Annotated in this window: 17 protein-coding genes; all 17 read left to right on the top strand. The window is 42.4% G+C overall.

Features of this window, described 5'->3' with window-relative positions; genetic code table 11:
• Nucleotides 1–7: 7 nt before the first annotated feature.
• The gene (gene ylqF / locus P343_RS22210) at nt 8–877 is read left to right on the top strand and encodes a ribosome biogenesis GTPase YlqF (protein ID WP_023508922.1); all 870 of its coding nucleotides are present in this window, start codon (nt 8–10) and stop codon (nt 875–877) included.
• Between the two features lie 65 nt (nt 878–942).
• The gene (locus P343_RS22205) at nt 943–1,704 is read left to right on the top strand and encodes a ribonuclease HII (protein WP_023508921.1); all 762 of its coding nucleotides are present in this window, start codon (nt 943–945) and stop codon (nt 1,702–1,704) included.
• Between the two features lie 23 nt (nt 1,705–1,727).
• Nucleotides 1,728–3,254, top strand: coding sequence for a hypothetical protein (locus P343_RS22200; RefSeq protein ID WP_023508920.1), 1,527 nt, complete (start codon nt 1,728–1,730; stop codon nt 3,252–3,254).
• Complete coding sequence (locus P343_RS22195; protein WP_023508919.1) at nt 3,251–3,544, top strand: EscU/YscU/HrcU family type III secretion system export apparatus switch protein; 294 nt, start codon at nt 3,251–3,253, stop codon at nt 3,542–3,544. The genes P343_RS22200 and P343_RS22195 overlap by 4 nt, the downstream gene beginning before the upstream one ends.
• Before the next feature lie 278 nt (nt 3,545–3,822).
• Nucleotides 3,823–4,632 carry a DNA-processing protein DprA gene (gene dprA / locus P343_RS22190; RefSeq protein WP_236620314.1) on the top strand — a complete coding sequence of 270 codons (810 nt, stop codon included), beginning with the start codon at nt 3,823–3,825 and terminating at the stop codon, nt 4,630–4,632.
• 162 nt (nt 4,633–4,794) lie between these two features.
• Complete coding sequence (gene topA, locus P343_RS22185; RefSeq protein WP_023508917.1) at nt 4,795–6,879, top strand: type I DNA topoisomerase; 2,085 nt, start codon at nt 4,795–4,797, stop codon at nt 6,877–6,879.
• Nucleotides 6,880–6,940: 61 nt separating this feature from the next.
• A complete protein-coding gene (trmFO, locus tag P343_RS22180) occupies nt 6,941–8,248 on the top strand; it encodes an FADH(2)-oxidizing methylenetetrahydrofolate--tRNA-(uracil(54)-C(5))-methyltransferase TrmFO (RefSeq protein WP_023508916.1) in 1,308 nt (435 codons plus the stop codon).
• Nucleotides 8,249–8,751: 503 nt separating this feature from the next.
• Entirely contained in the window at nt 8,752–9,528 is a 777-nt protein-coding gene (gene codY / locus P343_RS22170; protein WP_023508914.1) for a GTP-sensing pleiotropic transcriptional regulator CodY, read from the top strand.
• 385 nt (nt 9,529–9,913) lie between these two features.
• A complete protein-coding gene (flgB, locus tag P343_RS22165; RefSeq protein WP_023508913.1) occupies nt 9,914–10,294 on the top strand; it encodes a flagellar basal body rod protein FlgB in 381 nt (126 codons plus the stop codon).
• Nucleotide 10,295: 1 nt separating this feature from the next.
• Complete coding sequence (flgC, locus tag P343_RS22160; protein ID WP_023508912.1) at nt 10,296–10,742, top strand: flagellar basal body rod protein FlgC; 447 nt, start codon at nt 10,296–10,298, stop codon at nt 10,740–10,742.
• A 10-nt stretch (nt 10,743–10,752) separates the two neighbouring features.
• Nucleotides 10,753–11,049, top strand: coding sequence for a flagellar hook-basal body complex protein FliE (gene fliE / locus P343_RS22155; protein ID WP_023508911.1), 297 nt, complete (start codon nt 10,753–10,755; stop codon nt 11,047–11,049).
• Nucleotides 11,050–11,085: 36 nt separating this feature from the next.
• Nucleotides 11,086–12,678 carry a flagellar basal-body MS-ring/collar protein FliF gene (gene fliF / locus P343_RS22150; RefSeq protein WP_023508910.1) on the top strand — a complete coding sequence of 531 codons (1,593 nt, stop codon included), beginning with the start codon at nt 11,086–11,088 and terminating at the stop codon, nt 12,676–12,678.
• 13 nt (nt 12,679–12,691) lie between these two features.
• Entirely contained in the window at nt 12,692–13,708 is a 1,017-nt protein-coding gene (fliG, locus tag P343_RS22145) for a flagellar motor switch protein FliG (RefSeq protein WP_023508909.1), read from the top strand.
• The gene (fliH, locus tag P343_RS22140) at nt 13,701–14,462 is read left to right on the top strand and encodes a flagellar assembly protein FliH (RefSeq protein WP_023508908.1); all 762 of its coding nucleotides are present in this window, start codon (nt 13,701–13,703) and stop codon (nt 14,460–14,462) included. The genes fliG and fliH overlap by 8 nt, the downstream gene beginning before the upstream one ends.
• Nucleotides 14,459–15,787 (top strand): flagellar protein export ATPase FliI, encoded by a 1,329-nt coding sequence (fliI, locus tag P343_RS22135; protein ID WP_023508907.1) that lies wholly within the window; start codon nt 14,459–14,461, stop codon nt 15,785–15,787. Before fliH ends, fliI begins: the two co-directional genes overlap by 4 nt.
• Nucleotides 15,777–16,214 carry a flagellar export protein FliJ gene (gene fliJ / locus P343_RS22130; RefSeq protein WP_023508906.1) on the top strand — a complete coding sequence of 146 codons (438 nt, stop codon included), beginning with the start codon at nt 15,777–15,779 and terminating at the stop codon, nt 16,212–16,214. The genes fliI and fliJ overlap by 11 nt, the downstream gene beginning before the upstream one ends.
• 17 nt (nt 16,215–16,231) lie before the next feature.
• The gene (locus P343_RS22125) at nt 16,232–16,858 is read left to right on the top strand and encodes a MotE family protein (RefSeq protein WP_023508905.1); all 627 of its coding nucleotides are present in this window, start codon (nt 16,232–16,234) and stop codon (nt 16,856–16,858) included.
• Nucleotides 16,859–16,883 lie beyond the last annotated feature (25 nt).

Here is a 16,883-nt window from a genome sequence, read left to right as displayed (position 1 = left end):
AAACATGATGACAATTCAATGGTATCCCGGCCATATGGCTAAAGCAAAAAGGCAAATGATTGAAAAAATCAAGCAAATTGATGTCGTCATTGAACTTGTGGACAGCAGAATCCCTTCGTCTTCTAGAAACCCGCTTGTCGAAGAAATTTCTTCGGGTAAACCAAGGCTTCTTCTGATGAATAAAATCGATATGGCAGATCGTCAGGCCACGAAACAATGGAAAGAAGACTTTGAGGATCAAGGCTTGACGGTTCATCTCGTTAACAGCCAAACCGGACAGGGCGTAGCCACCATTCCGGACGCGGTGCATAAGCTTACAGCCGCCAGGCGGAAAAAACTGGAGAAACGTGGTTTTCGTCCGCACGCAGACCGTGCGTTGATTCTTGGCATCCCCAATGTTGGAAAATCAACGCTGATCAATAGACTGGCTGGGAAAAAGATTGCGAAGATCGGTGACCGTCCCGGTGTCACAAAGGCCCAACAATGGATTAAGGTTGGTTCAACAATGGAACTTTTGGACACTCCCGGTATTTTGTGGCCGAAGTTTGAAGATCCGCGTGTCGGTCTCTGTCTTGCGGCGACGGGCGCGATTAAGGAGGAACTCCTGGATTTTCAGGAAATCGCTCTGTTTTTATTAAAGACAATGCTGACGCATTATCGCGAACCTCTGGCTGAACGCTATACATTAGAGGATCTGCCCGAATTGGCCGGAACGGAGGAAGATCAGGATGTGCTCATCAGGTTGTTTGATGATATTGGCAGAAAAAGAGGATGCCTGATGAGTGGCGGATATATCGACTATGACCGCGTATCTGAAATTATTGTCCGTGATTACCGTAGCCAAAAACTTGGTCCGCTTACTTTGGAGTGGCCTTAACCTTAGGAAAATCATTAACAAATGATACAGATTCACCGATATAGAATTTATAGGGGAAGAGAAAGATGCAACAACAGACCATTGCCGAAATAAAAATGAAACTTTCAGAAATCGTTCATCTATCCGAGGAAGAACGAGTACAACTGGAGAATGATCCGCGCGTCGGCGTTCGTCAGGTGCTGCGAAAATGGGATGAACGGCAAGTGCAACTCCAAGCGCTTGTTGAGAAATATCACCAAATGAATCGTATTGAGCACGAGCTGAGAATTGATGGAGCAAAGCATATTGCCGGGATTGATGAAGCCGGTAGGGGACCGCTTGCCGGACCGGTGGTCGCAGCATGTGTTATTTTAAAGCAAGATGCGGTTATTCCTGGTATTAATGATTCCAAGCAGCTGTCGTCTGGAAAAAGGGATTATTTATTTGATCGAATTCGTGAATCAGCAGAATCTTTCGGAATAGGGATTGCCTCAGCAAAAGAAATTGATGAGATTAATATCTATCAAGCGGCAAAAAAAGCAATGGTTAGGGCTGTCGCCAAGTTAGATGTTCAACCGGATTATTTGCTCATTGATGCGATGGAATTACCGCTCGCCATTCCACAGACATCTTTAATAAAAGGGGATGCCCGGAGCAACTCGATTGCCGCAGCTTCAATCTTGGCAAAGGTGACGCGAGATAGAATGATGAGTGATTTCGATCAGATTTATCCCGGTTATGATTTTGCATCACATAAAGGCTATGGAACAAAAGCGCATCTGGAAGCGATTGAAAGGCTTGGGACATGCCCAGAACACCGCATGACCTTTGCACCGCTAAAGCCCTGAAAACCTCATAAGAAGGTGATCCTGTGAATTTTCAGCCTTACGCGATCAGCCAAAGTCAGATGATCGGTACCTACGCTCCTGAGCAGATACTTAGGGGAAAAGTTCTCGATATTTTACCAGACAGGACAGCGCTTGTTCAACTCGGAGCAAAACAGGTTGTGGCAAAAGTCGCTTCCATCGAACCTCCATTGAAGGTTGGACAGGACTATTTGTTCCAGATCCAGCAGGGCAGCAGCAACCCGCTTCTTGCCAAAGTGGTCAACCGCAAACCAACTGTTGGCGTATCTGCATTAACCATGGCAGAAGATGTCCTAACTGCACTAAATTTGAAAAATGAGCCTCTTAATAGGAGAATAATTCAATCGTTTCTCGACCATGGAGATCCCATATCTCGTGACGCCATTCTCCAGGCTCGGGCACTTTTAAAAACAAGTGGTGATTTTTCAAAGGACATGCAGACAATCCGCTGGCTGATTAATCGACAGCTTCCTTTGACCGATACTTTTTTTCAGACGGCCAAAGAATTAGTGAGTTCTGAGCCGTTAAGTGCGAAGCTGGACACTATTTTGCGAGAAATTAAGAACACAACGGCGCAAACAGCGACAATCGAGAAGCTGAAGGCATCATTGACCGCATTTTCTGAATCAAATAAGGCTGATGGTCTGGCTGCAATTTTTACCCGAATTGGGCAGGACAAAGGCGATGCATTGTTGAAGTCTTTTATTAAGGGGCAAATTCCTGAGTCGCAGTTCACTCAGTCGATCCAAATCAAAATTGACAGTTTTCTGTCGGGTTCATTTTCTTTGAAAGAAACCACAGCTTTGCTGAAAGATCTGAATATAAATCGTTCGCCGCAGTCCTTTATTGAATCGTTTCAACGTTTTGTCACAGGGCATATCCAGGAAAGTGTGTCTCAGCTTGGCACTGCCGATCATCGTGATCTTTTGCTTCAAACATTGAAACTGATCGGTTTTGATTATGAGCATCAAATAGCAGAGTGGTTCAATAATGGACCGGCACCAGGAAAAAGCAATTCACTGAAGGAGAATTTGCTCGCAGTCGTTCAAGATCAGCAGGCGCCTTTTTCGTTGCGAAAAATGGCACATGAAATGGTACAAAAGATAACCGGAGAACAAATTCAGATGGTTTCTGCAGATCCTTTCGTTGCTCAATTCGCTTTTCAGATTCCCATCCCTTTTCAAAAAGAGTTGACCAATGTATCGATCTATTGGGAAGGAAAAAGAGATCGGAAGGGGACACTTGATCCAGATTCCTGTACGATTTTGTTGTGGCTTGAACTCGATCATCTGAAAGAAACTTTAATCAGCGTTCGCGTTCAAAATCATAACGTGGCATTAACCATTCAGAATAATGAAAAGGATTTACGTTCATGGCTGAAATCCGGGGAACCTTTGTTGAAGGAACGATTAAAGGAGAATGGTTATCAGCTTGTTTCACTGACACAAACAGATAAGATTGACCAAAATCTTGTTAAGAAGGCATCAGGTCCTCTCACAGAGTCAAACTACCGCTTGGATGTGAAAGTATGACGCATGCAGATAAAAAGAAAAAAGCAATCGCGTTAAATTATGCCCGATATGTGGATCAGGCACCTCACATTTCTGCAAAAGGAGAAGGTGCGGTCGCACAACAAATTATTGATACAGCAAAAGCCCATGGTATTCCGATCCAAGAGGATCCTGCGCTCGTTTCAATGCTTGGAAAACTTGACCTCAACCAAATGATTCCTCCGGAACTCTACCAAATTGTTGCCGAAATCTTCACATTTATTTACAACATTGATGACCAGGCATCCCAGGACAAAAGTAAGCAGAACTGAGTAATCAGTCTTTTTCATCTGATGATGACAAGGCTGGTCCTCGGTATTTCATTTTTTATGACAACTTGAACGAAAAACCAGCAGAAACTTCTCATAACCCTTCCATTTCGGAAAGGTACCATTGCCTTCCCGATTCTTTCTATTATTTATTCATTTTATTTTATTTTTCTTAAAAAACCATATCATAGTTGAAGAAGGTGCGTCTTATAGATACTTTGACGGTTAAATTAATAGTGCTTAATCATTGTCAAGGTATAGGCAGGCGGAAGGTCTGGAGGATGATTCATTCAGATCCATCGCTCCAACAGTTGGACAGGTATACACCCAATGATTTAATCAAGAGTTTCGGAATGTCTTCCTCACAAGCACTATGCTTTTTGCAGGATTTCCAATCTATTAAGCCTTTTGAACTGTGTCAACAGTTTCAGAAAGAAAGAATCACACCTATTCCATTTCATCATCCTCATTATCCTCAACTTTTGAAAACGATTTATGATCCTCCTTATATTTTGTATGCAAAAGGCAGAACTGAACTTTTAAAAGATAAAAAAACGCTCAGTGTTGTGGGTACAAGGCATCCAAGCGCTGAATCAGGTAAAATCATGAAAAATGTACTTGATCCGATTATTGAACAGGGATGGACCATCATTAGTGGAATGGCGATGGGTGTCGATGGCATGGCACATCAGCTCTCGCTTGCGGGCCGAACGATTGCTGTTCTAGGCTCAGGCTTATACCATCCTTACCCTTTACAGCATCGCCAGTTATATCAGCGATTATGCGATGCACAGCTTGTCATCAGCGAATATCCCCCATCAGCAAGACCCGAGCGTTGGCGTTTCCCAGAACGAAATCGAATTATTAGTGGAATGGCATTAGGCACTCTTGTAATAGAAGCAAAAGAAAAAAGCGGTTCATTGATTACCGCTGATCAGGCACTAGATCAAGGGCGTGATGTCTTCGCCATACCGGGTTCAATTCTCAGAGAAAATAGTGGTGGAACAAACCGCTTAATTCAGCAAGGAGCGAAACTTGTTTGTGATTGGCATGATATTATTGATGAACTGTCATGGACACAAGATGAATGATTTTATTTTGCTTTTGATGATTGAAAATTTGTTTTATTCTGGTTGATTACTATGAAATTTAATTTGTTATTGTATTTTCTATTTGTTAAGGTTTGACAAAGCTTTCATCAATCATTAAGATTAGTGAAGATTTGAATATTCACAGAAAGGGGGAGAAACATCATGAATGATTATTTAGTCATTGTGGAATCTCCCGCTAAAGCAAAAACAATAAAACGTTATCTCGGTCCAAAATACGAGGTTAAAGCATCGATGGGACATGTACGTGATCTCCCTAAAAGCCAGATGGGCATCGATGTCGACGATCATTTTAAGCCGCGCTACATTACCATTCGCGGCAAAGGTCCTGTTCTCAAGGATTTAAAAAGTGCTGCAAAGAAAGCGAAGAAAGTCTATCTCGCAGCTGACCCCGACCGTGAAGGAGAAGCGATTGCCTGGCACTTAGCACATAGTCTTGATATTGACGATCATTCGGCTTGCAGGGTCGTTTTTAATGAAATAACCAAACCAGCAATAAAGGAAGCCTTTAAAACACCTAGGAAAATAAATATGGATTTAGTTGATGCACAGCAGGCAAGACGTGTTCTTGACCGTCTTGTCGGTTATAATATAAGTCCGTTACTTTGGAAAAAAGTGAAAAAGGGTTTGAGCGCAGGACGAGTGCAGTCTGTTGCGTTGCGCATGATCATTGAGCGCGAGAAGGAAATCAAGGCATTCATTCCTGAAGAATACTGGTCGATCAACGGAATTTTTCATGTTGATAATGAAACGTTTGAAGCTGCATTTTATGGTGTTGATGGAAAAAAGAAAGCGCTCAAGAACGAGCAAGATGTGAAGGATGTCTTGGAAAAGATCAAGAGCCCGAATTTTGCTGTCCAGAATGTGCAAAAAAAGGAGCGCTTAAGATATCCGGTTGTTCCGTTCATCACTTCCTCTCTTCAACAAGAAGCAGCGCGAAAACTGAATTTCCGAGCACGAAAAACGATGATGATCGCTCAGCAGCTCTATGAAGGAATCGCGCTTGGCAAACTGGGGAGTACAGGTTTAATCACGTATATGAGAACGGATTCAACGCGAATTTCCGATGTTGCTAAAGTTGAAGCAAAATCATTTATTTTGGAAAATTACGGTGATAATTACTTTAACAATAGACCGCAGAAACAAAAGAAGTCTGAAAATGCTCAAGATGCACATGAAGGCATACGTCCGACATCTGTTCTCAGGCAGCCAAAAGATATTAAAGATTATTTAAGCCGCGATCAGTATAAGCTTTACAAGCTCATATGGGAACGATTTGTAGCGAGTCAGATGGCCCCGGCTGTCCTTGATACGGTGCGCGCTGATCTCGTACAGAATAGTGTGATATTCAGAGCAGCAGGATCAAAGGTTAAGTTTCAAGGCTTTATGAAGGTTTATATTGAAGGCAGCGATGATCAAAAGAAATCAGATTCGGTGTCGCATGAAAACTATTTGCCGGAGCTTGTGGATGGAATGATTGCGGTTAAGGATCAGACGGATCCGAAGCAGCACTTCACTCAGCCGCCGCCAAGATACACAGAAGCAACGCTCGTTAAGTCCATGGAGGAAATCGGCATCGGACGTCCTTCTACCTATGCACCGACTATTGATACGATTCAAAGGCGTAATTATGTAACAATGGACGCGAAACGTTTTGTGCCTACTGAATTAGGAGAGGTCGTTTTAAATCTAATCGTTGATTTTTTTCCGGAAATCATTAATATTGATTTTACGGCACAAATGGAGACGAACTTGGACGAGGTAGAAGAAGGAAAGAAAAACTGGATTGGGCTCATTGATGCTTTTTACCAGGACTTTTCCAAACGTCTATCCACAGCAGAAAAAGAAATGCAGTCTGTATCTATAAAAGACGAGCCTGCAGGCATTACTTGTGAAAAATGCGGCCATGAAATGGTCTATAAAATGGGTAGATTTGGAAAGTTTTTGGCGTGCTCAAACTTTCCGGAATGCAGAAACACAAAACCGATTTTGAAAAAGACAGGCGTGTCTTGCCCGAAATGTGGCAAAGGAGAAGTAGTAGAACGGCGCAGCAAAAAACATCGTATTTTTTATGGTTGCGACCGTTACCCTGAATGTGATTTTGTGTCTTGGGATAAACCGATTCAAAGACAATGTCCAAAATGCGGTTCCTATCTCGTAGAGAAGAAAACAAAGAATGGAAAAACAGTTGAATGTCCGAAATGTGATTATAAAGAGGAAACGCAATAAGCGGATCATGTACCGATTACATGCATCCCGCACATGATCTGCTAAGAAATGAGGAGTAAGAATGGCAAGACAGTCGGTAAATGTGGTTGGTGCAGGGCTGGCAGGAAGCGAGGCAGCCTGGCAGATCGCGAAACGAGGCATACCGGTGACTCTGTTTGAAATGCGACCGAGAAAGCAGACACCGGCCCACCACACGGGTCAATTTGCAGAATTAGTCTGCACCAATTCGTTACGATCGAACAGTATGACGAATGCAGTTGGCATTTTAAAGGAAGAGATGCGTCGGCTCGATTCCTTAATCATGGCGGCGGCAGACACAGCGTCTGTGCCCGCAGGCGGGGCATTAGCAGTCGACCGTCATGATTTTTCGGGGATTGTGACGTCAAAGCTCAGAGAAATGCCAAATGTGACAGTTGTTGATGAAGAGATGTTGGAAATCCCGGAAGGCCCGACGGTTATTGCAACAGGACCTCTGACATCGGAATCGCTCTCAGCAAACCTGCAACAATTGACCGGAGAGGAATATTTCTATTTTTATGATGCAGCGGCGCCAATTATATCTGGAGAAACCATTGATCACGATAAAGTGTATTTAAAATCCCGATATGATAAAGGAGATGCAGCCTATCTAAATTGCCCAATGAATAAGGAGGAATTTGAAGCTTTTTTCCAAGCACTGATCACTGCTGAAACAGCGCCATTAAAGGAATTTGAACAAGAGAAATATTTCAGCGGCTGCATGCCTGTTGAAATCATGGCAAGACAGGGAGCGAAAACATTGCTGTTCGGACCACTAAAGCCTGTCGGATTGGAAGATCCTAAAACCGGCAAACGGCCATATGCCGTTGTACAGCTACGCCAGGATAACACAGCCGGCACCCTATTTAATATTGTCGGATTTCAGACGCACTTAAAATGGGGTGAACAGAAAAAAGTGTTCCAAATGATCCCAGGACTTGAAAATGCTGAGATTGTTCGTTATGGTGTGATGCATCGCAATACCTTTTTGAATTCACCGCTTCTGCTTGAGCCGACGTATCAAACGAAAAGGCGGCAAGATTTATTTTTTGCAGGGCAGATGACAGGTGTTGAAGGATACGTTGAATCTGCTGCCTCAGGGCTGATCGCAGGGATCAATGCTGCTAGATTGGTGACAGGATCTGATCCTGTGGTTTTCCCACAAGAAACGGTAATTGGCAGTATGGTTCACTACATCACAACAGCAAATCCTAAGAATTTTCAACCGATGAATGCAAACTTTGGTTTGTTGCCGCCCCTGCAAGAACGAATTAGGGATAAGAGTGAACGGGCTGCTCGTTATGCTGAACGCGCCTTGAATACAATTCAGAATGTTGTTATTAAACTGTAAATTTTATTGCTAATTAGGAAAACATGTGCTAACATGAACTAGCAAGATTTGTCTGTCCCCTTTTTTACTGTTTATTTAGAATAGTTTATCATTTGCCAAATCAAAGCGCTGTTTTTCCGAATGAAAACGGTAAACTATTAAAATAACGTGAATCTTAGCCGAAATATCAAGAGAGAAGAGGTTCAGTGTGACAAATGCCGGTCATGCCGAAGCTCTGATTTTTGGAGATGTTTAAAGATTCAATATTCTGACGAAAATATGGACAGGCAAGATTGGCAGTTTAATCTACCTATTGGCATCAGATAACATTGGTGCGAGAGGGTTACATACAATTTTGGGAAAATTGCTTAAAGCTTACTCTTTTGCGATACCTGATTTTAGTTTCAGGACACGAGGTGGTCCCTTGGATTCGCTGGCAAAAAAAGCTGTCGATCATTGTAAGAACCATAATCTCAACCAGTTTATTTTAAAAAAGACTATTAGGTTACTCAGGAGGAATAAAGATGACATTATTAGAAAAAACGAGGAAGATTAATCAATTGCTTCAAGGAACAAAAACACAAGTCGACTTTAATGAAATGGCTCAAACGCTCCGTGATGTCATTCAAACGAATACGTTCGTTGTAAGCCGCCGTGGCAAGATCCTGGGCTTATCTCTGAAGCTTGAGTTTGAGAATGAACGCATGCAAAAGATGTTTGAGAGCAGGCAATTCCCTGATACGTACACACAAAATTTATTTATGGTTGCGCAGACATCGCCAAATCTTGATGTAAATAGTGAATTCAGTGTTTTTCCCGATGAAAATAAGGATCTGTTTGAAAACGGTTTGACAACCGTTGTCCCGATCGTCGGTGGTGGAGAACGACTGGGGACACTTATTCTTTCGAGATTGAACGAAACATTTACAGATGAAGATCTGATTTTAGCAGAATATGGTGCGACAGTTGTTGGTATGGAAATTCTGCGTGAAAAAACAGATGAGGTTGAGGAAGAGGCGCGCGAAAAAGCGATCGTGCAAATGGCTATCGGCTCGCTTTCCTATAGTGAATTAGAAGCAATTGAGCATATTTTTGAAGAACTGGACGGAAAAGAAGGATTGCTTGTTGCAAGCAAAATTGCCGACCGTGTCGGAATCACACGTTCAGTAATCGTCAATGCGCTTAGAAAACTGGAAAGTGCAGGAGTTATCGAATCACGGTCGCTTGGTATGAAGGGTACGTATATTAAAGTGTTAAATGATAAATTTCTCTATGAGCTGAATCGAATTAAGGGTGAATAAGAGCATCACCATTAATTAAATTAGTAAGAATTTGAGAGGGACTTTTGGTACAAATTTTATTTTGTAACCAAAAGTCCTTATTTGTATCTTCAATTTGCATACAAAGAGTAAATATATGCAACTTTTGCAATGGTCATATAGTGCTCATGAACTGTTTTTTTTAATTGTGGTTCATCATGAAAACGGTAACAAGATATTTTTCTAATATTTTCATGTCATTTACTTGAATTTCTAGGGACTAAATAACTATATTGTGAGGGCGAGAAAAGTTGAAAGAAGTCGAATGCTGTACGTTATCGTAGACATTAGTCAAAAAGTTGATAAAATAGACGTAGGTACCAATGATAGTTTGTGGGAATAACAGGTAAAGAAAGGATGTCGGCCAATGTTTTCAATAACTCCACTAACAGCTATTGAACACGCGCTGAATGGAGCGATGGCAGAACAAAATGCTATTGCTCAGAATATAGCAAATGTCGATACGCCTAATTACAAAGCGAAAAAAGTAGTCTTTAATGATGTTCTGCAGAGTGAGTTGAAAGCGAATCGAACGAATGTACGCCACTTTAATTTTTCGACTTCTGATGACTCTGGGTTCAGTACTGTGACAGATACTTTTGGCACAGTACAAAATAACGGAAATAACGTTGATATTGATCATGAAATGTCATCGCTAGCACAAAACCAGTTGCTCTACCAGGCACTTAGCCAAGCGGCAAGCGATCAATTTCAAAAATTCAACACTGTACTAGGAGGTTCAAGATAAAATGGGTATGTTCAGCGGACTTGATATATCTGCCTCCGGTCTGACCGCACAACGTTTCCGGATGGATGTTGTTTCGGCGAATATTGCGAACCAAGACACAACACATGGACGCATGGTGAACGGGAAATGGGTACCTTATACTCGTAAAGTGGTCAATTTAAAGTCAATTGGACCTGATTCATTCGACTCGATTTTACAACATTCATTAGGTTCTTCATCGGGTGGTGTTGAAGTTTCTTCAGTTACTGAAGATCCTACAGCTTTTCCTATGAAGTATGATCCTCAAAATCCAGACGCTGATCAAAATGGCTATGTTCAAGAACCTAACGTTGATCCACTTAAGGAAATGGTTGACATGATGGATGCCAATCGCTCATATGAGGCTGGGGTCACGGTAATGAACGCTAACAAAAACATGCTTACGCATGCGTTAGACATAGGAAGGTAGGGATTAATCGTTGATAAATCCTATCAATTTTAGTTCGTCAGCAGAGGCGGTCTCATCGAGTAAACAGACAACAGCCCAAGCTCAAAGCGGGTTTGCCGGCGCGTTGGAAAATGCTTTAGGGACAGTTAACACATCTCAGCAGACGGCTAATCAAATGGTTACAGAGCTAGCCAGTGGGAACAGCAATGTTGACTTACATAATGTAATGATTGCCATGCAAAAGGCGGATGTACTTTTAAAAACAACTGTTCAGGTTCGCGACCGAGTGATCGAAGCCTACCAGGAAATTATGAGAATGCAGGTTTGATCGGTATCCGGCGAACAATGAACGGGGGAAGCAGTTATGAAAGAAAGGCTATCAACATGGTTTAATCGAATAAAAACGTTTTGGACACAATTATCGAAGAAAAATAAGGGATTGATTATCGGTGGTTCTGCGGTAATTCTCGTAGCGATAATTCTTATTTTACTTCTAACGAATATTAAACACTACTCCCCATTGTATAGTGGTTTGTCCGAAAGTGAAGCAGGTCAAATCAAAGATACACTGGATAGCAAGAAAGTTCCTTACAAACTGTCAGATGGTGGGACGACTATTAGCGTTCCCAAGGAGCAGGTTGATCAGCTTAAAGTAGAACTGGCCTCACAAGGCATCCCGAAAACAGGTCAGATTGACTATTCTTTCTTTGGTCAAAATGCAGGATTCGGAATAACCGACAAACAATTTGATGTACTTCAACGTGCTGCGATGCAGACTGAGCTGGCTAATCTTATCTCTAATACAAAAGGTGTAAAATCGGCAAAAGTGATGATTACCTTGCCGCAGAATGATGTATGGGTCAGTGGCCAAGACAAAAACAGTGAAGCTTCCGCATCAATTGTGCTGAATGTTGCACCTGGCAGCCAACTTAGCTCCGAACAAGTTAATGGGTTATACCACTTGGTATCTAAGAGTGTACCGAATCTGCCTGTTAATAATATCGTCATTATGGATCAATATTTCAATTACTATGATCTGAAGAATAATGAATCAAACGGATCGACTTTATCTGCTTATAACCAGCAGCAGTCCATCATTCGCGATATCGAAAGCAATGTGCAGCGTCGGGTCACACAGATGCTGACGATGATGATGGGCGAGGGCAAGGTCATGGTTAATGTTTCTGCTGCTGTTGACTTCACTCAGTCCAAAGAAAAACAAGATCTTGTGGAACCTGTAAATCAACAAACAATGGAAGGCCTTCAGACAAGCACCGAGCACATTGCCGAAACGTATACAGGTCAAGGTGCCCAAGGACAGGCAGGGACAGGAACAACCGATGTTCCAACCTATCAAAATGGCGCGAGTGGCAATGGAACCTATCAGAAAGTCGAAGATCGAGTGAATAATGAATTTAATCGGATTCATCGCGAAGTGGTGAACAGCCCATACAAAGTGACGGATCTCGGTATTCAAGTCATGATTGAGCCGCCTAACGCGAATAACAATAATTCACTTTCTGCTCAGAGAGTGAATGATGTTCGACAGATTCTGAATTCAATTATTAAAACATCAATCTCAGATCCGCAAGGCCAGGAGTTGACAAACGCTGCCATTAATCAAAAGACATCGGTGACTGTAGGCAGATTCAACGGGAAAGCGATCACTCAACCACAATCCAACGGCTTTAATTGGTTATATATTGTTGGAGGCGTTCTTCTGGCTTTAGTTATTGGTCTTATTCTGTGGATGGCAATTCGCAGAAGAAGAAACGCTGAAGAAAATGAAGATGAACAAACCATTGTTCAAGATATTCCACAGCCGGAAGATTACGAAGCAATGCTTAATCAAGAAAATCCGGAGCAGAAAAAATACAATGAACTTGAAAAAATGGCAAGACAAAAACCTGATCAATTCGTCAAGCTTCTAAGAAGCTGGATGGCTGAAGATAAGTGAGGAGGCGGAGGATATGCCTGAACGAAAAACAAAATTGACCGGAAAACAGAAGGCAGCTATTTTGATGATCGCGCTTGGGACCGATGTCTCCGCAAACATCTTCAAGCAATTCACAGAACAAGAAATTGAAGACATGACGCTGGAAATTTCCAATGCACGAAAAATAGATGCAGAAACGAAAACTCAAGTAGTTGATGAATTTTTCCAGACCGCGTTAGCTCAGGAATACATATCTCAGGGCGGGATCAGCTATGCAAAACAAATTCTAGAAAAAGCCTTGGGGTCCGATGAAGCTAACAAAGTGATTCAAAGGCTGACCTCAACACTTCAAGTTAAACCCTTTGATTTTATGAGGAAAAGCGACCCTCAGCAAATCCTAAACTTTATCCAGAACGAGCACCCGCAGACGATCGCGCTCGTTTTGTCGTATTTGGATCCAGATCAAGCGGGAGCCGTTTTATCTGCCCTGCCGGTTGAATTGCAAGCGAATGTCGCACAACGGATTGCACAAATGGATCGGACATCTCCTGAAACGATTTCGCAAGTTGAACGAATATTAGAAAAGAAGATTTCGAGTTCTTCTGTAAATGAGGATTACACCCAAACAGGAGGCATCACTTCAATTGTTAGTGTTCTGAACGGTGTTGACCGGACGACAGAACGTAACATCCTAGAAAAGTTGGAAAAGCATGATCCTGATCTTGCTGAGGAAATCAAGAAGAGGATGTTTGTCTTTGAAGACATCATTGTCTTGGATGATCGCGCGATTCAACGCGTCATTCGTGAGAGTGAGAATGAAGATCTTATCCTTGCGATGCGTACTGCCAGTGATGAAGTGAAAGACTTGCTGTTTCACAATATGTCCGAACGCATGGCTGCAAGCTTTAAAGAAGAAATGGAATATATGGGTCCTGTCCGCTTGCATGATGTTGAAGAAGCACAAACGAGAATTGTCAATACCATACGGAAACTAGAAGACGCCGGAGAGATTGTGATTGCGCGCGGCAAAGGAGATGACGTTATTGTCTAATCTGATTAAGCGCGCGCAGCCTGACGGAAAAGCCAGAGTCGTGCAAATTTCCGCGATTATTGATCCTCAGCTCGATGCTTTGAATACGGAAATGGATCAAGCATCGATTGAAAAAACGCTCAACGAGAAAATCAGTCAAGTGAAGATGGAAGCAGAGCGTATCCTTAAAGAGGCGGACGCAAAGCGTTTTGAAATTGAACAACGGATTGCAAAAGAGGATGAGGATGCGAAATACAAACGGGAAGAAGCTTATCAGAAAAGCGTACAGGAAGGGTATGCTGACGGATTCAGTAAAGCGTCTCAAGAAGCAAAAGAGCATTATGCTGCGTTGATCAACCAGGGAAACCGCTTTGTTGAACAAGCGCAAGACTATTTTAATGAATACATAAAAAAAGCTGAACCCGAAATTTTGAAACTTGCGGTTGCGGTTGCCGAGAAAATAATAGGCACGTCGGTGTCCTTGGATGAAGATAAATGGTTTGCGCTCGTCGCAAAAGCTGTTCGTGAAGTCAGAGATCAAGAGACGATCAAAATAACTGTTGCTCCTATTCATTTTGATCATCTCAATCAGCATCAGGCTGAATTCAGCAATCTTGTTCAAGATGCGAAAATCTTCATTTATGCAGATAGTGACTTTTCAGATAACGACTGCACGATTGAAACCTCATTTGGAAAGATTGATGCAGGGGTAGATAGTCAACTCCAGGTGATCAAAGAGAAACTTACTGAACTGATGGAGGAAATGGGCTCATGAATGTGAATCAGTTGATTGACGAACTCCCATCAGTCGATAGTTACCGTCGATATGGAAAAATCAACCGAGTCGTTGGTCTTCTGATCGAATCAAAAGGACCATCAGCCTCTGTCGGTGATGTTTGTCTCATACATATCAAAAGCGGAAGAAAGAAAATCATGGCTGAGGTTGTGGGATTCAAAGATGAGAATATTCTATTAATGCCTTATACATCAGTTGCACAGATTTCACCAGGATGCCTAGTCGAGGCCACGGATAAACCGCTGGAAGTGAAAGTGAATGAAGAGTTGATCGGGCAAGTTTGTGATAGTCTGGGCCGCCCGGTTTCCGGTATGACTTTTACAAAACCCGTTGATAGTGTGGCTACCAATCAAGAGCCTCCAGATCCGATGAAAAGGCCGCGGATAAGTGAACCCATCGAACTTGGCATTCGCTCAATTAATGGCTTGCTTACTGTTGGCAAAGGACAGCGAATTGGAATATTTGCCGGAAGCGGTGTTGGAAAAAGCACATTAATGGGTATGATTGCCAGGAATACGTCGGCTGACTTGAATGTCATCGCGTTAATTGGTGAACGGGGCAGAGAAGTCAAGGAATTTTTAGAAAAGGATCTTGGCCAAGAGGGCGTGAAACGTTCAATTGTCATCGTGGCGACTAGTGATCAGCCGGCGTTGATGAGAATTAAAGGCGCACTTGTTGCGACTTCGATTGCTGAGTACTTTCGTGCAAAAGGAAAAAATGTGCTCCTGATGATGGATTCTCTAACGCGTGTTGCGATGAGTCAGCGCGAAATAGGGCTCGCAGTTGGCGAACCGCCGACGACCAAAGGCTATCCACCCTCTGTTTTTGCGCTATTGCCTAAGCTCTTAGAGCGGACGGGCACGAATGCTTTTGGAACCATTACCGCATTTTATACCGTTTTGGTTGATGGAGACGATTTAGATGAACCGATTTCTGACACAGCGCGCGGTATTCTTGACGGGCATATCGTTCTTGATCGGGCGCTCGCCCAAAAAGGTCAGTACCCGGCTGTTAATCTATTAAAAAGCGTCAGTCGTGTCATGAACGAAATTTGTTCACCTGATCATTTGAAGGCGGCATTAAAATTTCGTTCTGTGCTTTCACAGTACTCAGAGTCCGAGGATCTAATCAATATTGGCGCGTACAAGCAGGGGAGTTCAGCTGCCATTGATGAAGCTATCCATTTTCAGCCAAAGGTACTCGCCTATTTGCGCCAATCCGAGAAACTAAATGTAAATCTTCAGGATGCAGTCAATCAATTGATTCATGATTTTGGGCAGGAGATGACTTCAAATGGCATTTGAGTATCGCTTTGAACGAGTGATGAAGCTTGCGGAAAGTGAGAAGCAGAATCTCGAAGTACAGTACAAGAAACTGTTTGATGCTTTTGAAAAATTAGCGCATAACCTAATTGAACTGGTGGAACAGAAGAAAGTTGTACAGACAGGTCTCCAACAGCAAATGAGTCAAGCAATTACGATAGATAAAATGAAGATGGGTATTTCGGATGTTGAAAAAATTGATTTTTTAATAGAAGAAACAAGCAAGCAATATCATAGAGCCAAATTACAACTGGAAACCTTCCAAACCAGGCTGCAAGATAAAGCGATTGAAGTTAAAAAGTATGAAAAAATGAGAGAAAAGCAGCAAAGAATTTATCACAAGATAGTGGCTAAGGCAGAAATGAAACAAATGGATGATATTGCTGGACAACGTACAGCAAACCAATAAAAGGAAGGTGGAGCCAAATGGAAGAGACAAAACATACCGGTTTTGGCCTAAAATTGTTAAAGATTTTCTTGGCAATTTTGGTTCCCATTCTGTTTTTTCTACTTCTCGCGGCATTGTTTTTAAAACTTGCAGGTCTCGACCCGGTTACTGAGGCAAAAAGCCTTATTTTTAGAAACGAAACAACTTCTCAGGGTCAGCATGCCGCGTCTGGAGGCTCATCACAGACAGCACAATTAAAAGCGGAAAATGCAAATCAGAATGCCACAATTAAACAATTGCAAAGTGAAAACGGCAAATTGGCGGATCAAGTTGCTCAGCTGAAAAATCAATTGAAACAAGCACAAAATGATGCCAATGCAAAAAACACACAGGCAAAGAGTCAAGCTGCCACCGCTCGTCAGGCGGTTTATGCCCAGACCTATAAAACGATGGATCCGGCAAAAGCAGGAGCAATTTTTAGCAAGCTATCTGTACAGCAGGCAGCAGAATACATAAATTTGTTGGATGATAAAACGAAGGCTGCAATACTCGAAAATATGGATGTAAATAAAGCAGCTGCCTTAACGCCCCTATTGAAGGCAAATACAACAAGTTCAAGTACAGCATCAGGTACGTCGACAACAACGACAACGACATCGCCTTGAGTCAGGTAACCTTTGAAAGGAGGTG

Source organism: Sporolactobacillus laevolacticus DSM 442 (assembly GCF_000497245.1).
GTDB lineage: Bacteria > Bacillota > Bacilli > Bacillales > Sporolactobacillaceae > Sporolactobacillus > Sporolactobacillus laevolacticus.
The sequence above is the reverse complement of the archived record's forward strand: the minus strand, read 5'-3'. Positions and strand labels throughout refer to the sequence as shown.